General features: G+C 39.2%; 4 protein-coding genes and 1 pseudogene. All 5 read left to right on the top strand.

Going from position 1 to position 5,373, the window contains the following annotated elements; genetic code table 11:
* On the top strand, window positions 1–1,408 hold a 1,408-nt coding region (locus D7V32_RS17155; protein ID WP_213072561.1), incomplete at its 5' end, for a hypothetical protein.
* A 423-nt stretch (window positions 1,409–1,831) separates the two neighbouring features.
* Window positions 1,832–2,752: a replication initiation protein gene (locus tag D7V32_RS16620; RefSeq protein WP_407641560.1), complete on the top strand. Its 921-nt coding sequence runs from the start codon at window positions 1,832–1,834 to the stop codon at window positions 2,750–2,752.
* 31 nt (window positions 2,753–2,783) lie between these two features.
* A complete protein-coding gene (locus D7V32_RS16625) occupies window positions 2,784–3,977 on the top strand; it encodes a restriction endonuclease subunit S (protein ID WP_120403890.1) in 1,194 nt (397 codons plus the stop codon).
* Window positions 3,978–4,490: 513 nt separating this feature from the next.
* Window positions 4,491–4,835, top strand: coding sequence for a plasmid mobilization relaxosome protein MobC (gene mobC / locus D7V32_RS16630; protein WP_120403889.1), 345 nt, complete (start codon window positions 4,491–4,493; stop codon window positions 4,833–4,835).
* Window positions 4,832–5,373 (top strand): annotated as a pseudogene (locus D7V32_RS16635) (mobilization protein); the annotation flags it as partial. The gene mobC and the pseudogene D7V32_RS16635, both read left to right, overlap by 4 nt.

Below are 5,373 nucleotides of genomic sequence, written 5' to 3' on the forward strand. Positions count from 1 at the left end.
TGATATTGAAGCAACGAGAGCCGTAGAACGTGGATTAATTACAGATCGGCAGAGCATGAAAAAATGGCTATTGGATCTTGGTCTTGAAATCACTAGAGAAACAAAGAAAAGCCTATCCATTAAAAATCCGAATAATGACGAAAAAGCCCGCCCGATAAGGCTTACAGGTGCAATCTATGAGCAAGATTTTAGACTTACAGAAACGAGCCAACGACTTACTATCGCAGCATCAGAACGATATAGACGAGAAGCTGAGCAGCGAAATCAGTCAGATATTCAGAGATATGCAGAATACAGTGCGAAGCGAAGCACGGAGCTTGAACAGCAGTATCGACAAAACAAAAACGGATATACAGCAGAAACAGAGCGAAGCAACGAACGAGATATTGCAGCAGATCAAACAGACTACAGCCCAAACGAAACAGCAGCAGCAACAAGGCATGACAGCCCTACTGCAAGAACAACAACAGCAGATCAAACAGCTACAAGCGAACTTGCAACAATTGAACGGCTTGAGCCAAGAAACAGCCCAAGCAGCGAAGTTAAAGAAAACCCTTATTTCATCGAATATAGTCTTGATTTCACTGGCATGTATAACGCTTATCAGCAGTATTTGTCTGGGATACGTCAGCAAGAGCAAATACAACGATATACAAGCGATGCAGAAAAAAGTCGATTATCTGAAATCACAGGGCGGAAGCATGATAACAACAACTTGTGGCAAGAAACTGTGCGTAGAGCTGGACCCGAACCACTTACAGGACAATTACAGCTTGGACAATGGCATGCGGCCACTCGGCATAGTGAAAGAGGTGCGTTAAATGAGCTTAGAAGCACAATTATTGCAGATTATCGAGCAGCATCAGCAGCAGCTCAAAGAACAACAGCAGCAACTCAAAGAGCAGCAACAGCAGCAAGAGCGAGCATTGCAGCTTATTCAACAGCAATCAGCGACTATCGAGCAATTAAAACAATACACGCAAACTTTAAACGACAAGCACAGCGAAGCAGTGAAGATCGTGCAGAAATATCAGCAGATCGTGCAGAATCTATCAGAACAGACTATTTCTCCAAATTTTTCTCAGAAACTACACGAAAATTTGGAATCTCAGCTTCAAGAACATTTGAGCGAGTTAGTGATGAGTTTGAATATAGATTCAGAGGTGAAGCAAATAATTCGCAAAGAGCTACCGAAGTTAGTGCAAGCAGAGATAGAGCAACAATTGAAGCCGATGGCAGATCAAATCATCAAGAGAATGACTTCAGTAGAGCAATATCAACAAAAATTAGCGGAATTAATCCAACAGCTATCTTCTCGGCTTTAGACATGCTTGATCAACGTAGGGAGCTGCAACGAGCGCAAGAGCGGAAAAATGATAGAGGGTATGATTCACCAAGTCCGTTTTAGTTAAATTTTTTGCCAAAAGTGACGTATGACGAAGTAATTTTTTTTAATCTGCTACTCTTGGATTTCGCCAAAAAATGCCGATTTTCGTCTGCGGAGCGCAGCTTTTAGCTACGCTGTCCTCGAAGAAAAACGGCTCAAAAAATGGCATAAGTCAATGATGGATAAAGTTTTTTGAATTATGGTAAGAACAGTGATACATTTCATACAGGTACAAAAAAAGCCCGACTTTGGCGAGCTTGGCTTTTTTTGTGGATTTTAATAAATGCTTGAAAACACTAAATTAAAACACCCGAAAACTGTTTTAATTTTATCAGTGTTTTCCTGTAATGCAAGGGAATACTGTTATAAATGCAATTAAACTGTGTAAAAGAATCTGACATTCGATCAAATTTTTATCAAGACCTACCGATTAAACCGTATTGTATGGACGAAAAACCAGGCTATATGCTTATTCGTCCCAAATCTATTGCGGTTAAAAAGCCCTATATTCAAGTAAATCCACCGTTGATGACCATTTACTTTGTCTTTGATGATGACAAAGAAGATTCGGCTTTATCTTGGTTTGACGCAGGTTTGCCACAGCCGTTTTGGACAACACAGAACCCAATCAACGGTCATTGCCATCACTGCTACAAGCTTGAGATACCGCTTTGTACAAGCGAGTTTGCTAGTGTGAAAGCAATCAAGTACGCACAAGCTATTTACTACGCTTTTGCACTCAAAATGGGTGCTGATCTCAGTTATTCTCATTTGATCACTCAAAATCCAACGCACCAACAATGGCGGACAACCTATTGGACTAAGCAAACCTACTCGCTTGACTACCTTGCCGACTTCGTAGACCTACCGAAGAAACTGCCTAAAAAGTTCGAAGTCGTCGGCTTAGGACGTAACGTAACTATGTTCGAGAAGGGTCGTCATTGGGCGTATAGGGCGATTAGAGACTATATGCACCATAACTCTAGCTATGAGTGGGAAAGAGCCGTCAGAGCGCAAATAGAAGCGATTAACAGTGGTTTTGAACAACCTTTACCGTATAGCGAAGTAAAAGCGACAGCAAAGAGTATCGCTAAATGGGTATGGCGCAATCATAACAGCGCTGAATTTCAGCAAGCATTCAGCGAGAAACAAGCGAAGCGCGGAAAAAAGGGTGCTTTAGTAGCAAATGCAAATGGCGCTAATCAAAAAGGCGGTAAAGCTCGTTCAAAGCAATACTACGATATGCGACAAGAAGCTTTGAAATTGAAGATCATCGGGAAGAGTATCAAAGAGATTTCTACTTTACTGAATGTGCATAGAAATACTGTATCGAACTGGCTCAAAGATTATCAAAAATCTAACTAGCATCTGAATTATATTGTTTATGAGTGAAGTAATGGCTGTTCCAAAATTACGTTTTAAAGAGTTTGATGGGGATTGGAGTCAATCAAGAATTGGAGAAATTTTTCAAGTTACTTCTGGCTCAACACCATTGCGCAGTGATAACCGCTTTTTTGAAAATGCTGATATCGCTTGGGTTAAAACAACTGATTTGAATAATGGTTTAATCGAAAAAACAGAAGAAAAAATTTCTCAAATAGCTTTGAAAGAAACATCTGTAAAAATATTGCCTAAGGGGACTGTTTTTGTAGCCATGTATGGTGGTTTTAATCAAATTGGTCGGACTGGGCTTTTAGTGGATGAGGCTGCCTGTAATCAAGCTCTATCCGCAATTTATCCTAATGAAAAAATTGAATCATATTTTCTTTTAACCTTTCTAAATCATAAGGTTGATGATTGGAAAAACTTTGCAGCTAGTAGCCGTAAAGATCCGAATATTACGAAAAGTGATGTATTAGCTTTTCCGCTAACCTATCCAGTAAAAGAAGAACAAACCAAAATCGCCTCTTTCCTTTCCACTGTGGATGAAAAGATTAGCCAACTCACGCAAAAACATGCGCTACTCAGCCAATACAAACAAGGAATGATGCAAAAGCTGTTTAGTCAGCAGGTTCGTTTTAAAGCTGATGATAAGAGTGAGTTTGAGGAGTGGGAGGAAAAGGAACTCAAAGATATAGCAGAAATTAATCCTAAATCTAAAAAGTTACCTGAAAGTTTTATTTATATTGATTTAGAAAGTGTTGAAAAAGGGCAACTATTACTTCAAAAAAATATTGAGCTACAGGATGCACCAAGTCGAGCACAAAGATTATTAGCTAAAGGTGATGTACTTTTTCAGATGGTTCGTCCTTATCAGCAGAATAATTATTACTTCAACTTAAGTGGTGAGTATGTTGCCTCAACAGGCTATGCTCAAATCCGTACAAAATTGGATTCTAAATTTATCTATTATGCTTTACACGAAAAGACATTCTTAGATGAAGTTATGAACCGTTGTACTGGTACAAGTTACCCTGCAATTAATAGCTCAGATTTATCTTCAATAGAAATACTTATTCCCTGCTTAGAAGAACAAACCAAAATCGCCAATTTCTTATCTGCCATTGACCAAAAAATTGAAGTCGTTGCACAGCAAATTGAACAAGCCAAACAGTGGAAAAAAGGCTTGTTGCAGCAAATGTTTGTTTGAAAATCCATGCACAAGTGCCGTCCAAATCAGATAACAGCCCTTTTGCGGTTTTTGGTACGTGTCAGGTGTAAAAGTGCAAGCCTAAATCAGATAACAGCCTCTTTTAAAAAGGGGCTTTTTTATTTTCTTAATTAAATTTTTTAAAAACTATTATTGAAAGGAGTTAGCAACGGTTGTGGGCAAAGACAAAACCTGTGTCGTAAACCTGTGTGCAACTCAACGTATAAATCTCTGATTTATGCGGAGTTGTGCATAGTGTTTATGCACAGATCAGTTTTGGCGTTCGCTTGCGATTGTCCATAGCCTTGCAACGACCAATACCGCAAATCACAGATAGCCTTTGTTTCGTGTAAACAACATTCTTGATGAATGATTGTTTAACACAAAACAAGATGCTATTGTGATTTAACGCAAGGATACATAGAGACCCCTCCACTTCGTTACAGGCTTCTATGACCTTGTTCAGGAGGAGACCTCCCGAAACCCTCCAAAAGCAAAAGCAAAGGCAAAAGCATGACAGAGATCAAACGTAATAAAGTTTATAAAGTCCGATTTTCTGATGCCGAAGTACAGAAAATCAAAGATGCCAATATCCTAAATGTTGCGAAATATCTAAGAGATACTTCGCTTGCCCAAATTGATGCAACGCAAGGCAACGTCAAAAAAAAGAATCAGGAACATCACTACACCAAATTAGACCGTGAATTTTTACTTGAGCTATCTCGAATCGGGGGCAACATTAATCAGATTGCGAAGGCTATAAATACTGATATTGCAAGCAGTCGTCCCCTTGATGCTGCAAGGCTTTTGCACCTGTTAATAGGGATTGATCAGACTTTAAAGGAATTGAAAAAATGATTGTTCAATTCTTTAGATATGGGAACGGTTTAAGTAAAGGCCCATTAGATTATTTGCTAGGTAAAGACCGAGATCGAGATTATGCAAAAGTCTTGCAGGGCGATGTTTCCGAAGTATCAGGATTAATTGATACGTCACCTTATGCAAAAAAATATACATCCGGATGCTTGAGTTTTTATGAGCATGATTTATCTGAACAGCATAAACAGAAAATCATGAAGGATTTTGAGCAAGCATTATTCCCAGGTATGGATCAGAGCCAGTACCGTGTCTTGTGGATTGAGCATCAAGACAAATTAAACGAAGAAACGGGGGAGCGAAGATTAGAGCTTAATTTTTTAATCCCGAATGTTGAAATTCATACAGGGCAACGCTTACAGCCGTATTATGATCGTGCTGACCGCCCTAGAGTTGATCTGTTTAAGAAGATTACAAACTATGAATATCAGTTGCATGATGCAGATGACCCCCTCTATCGCCAAGCCGTTACAACGGCAAAAAACTTGCCTAAAACTGTTAATGAGATCAAGGAAACGCT

The sequence above is a fragment of the Acinetobacter tianfuensis genome, assembly GCF_003611465.1.
Lineage (GTDB): Bacteria > Pseudomonadota > Gammaproteobacteria > Pseudomonadales > Moraxellaceae > Acinetobacter > Acinetobacter tianfuensis.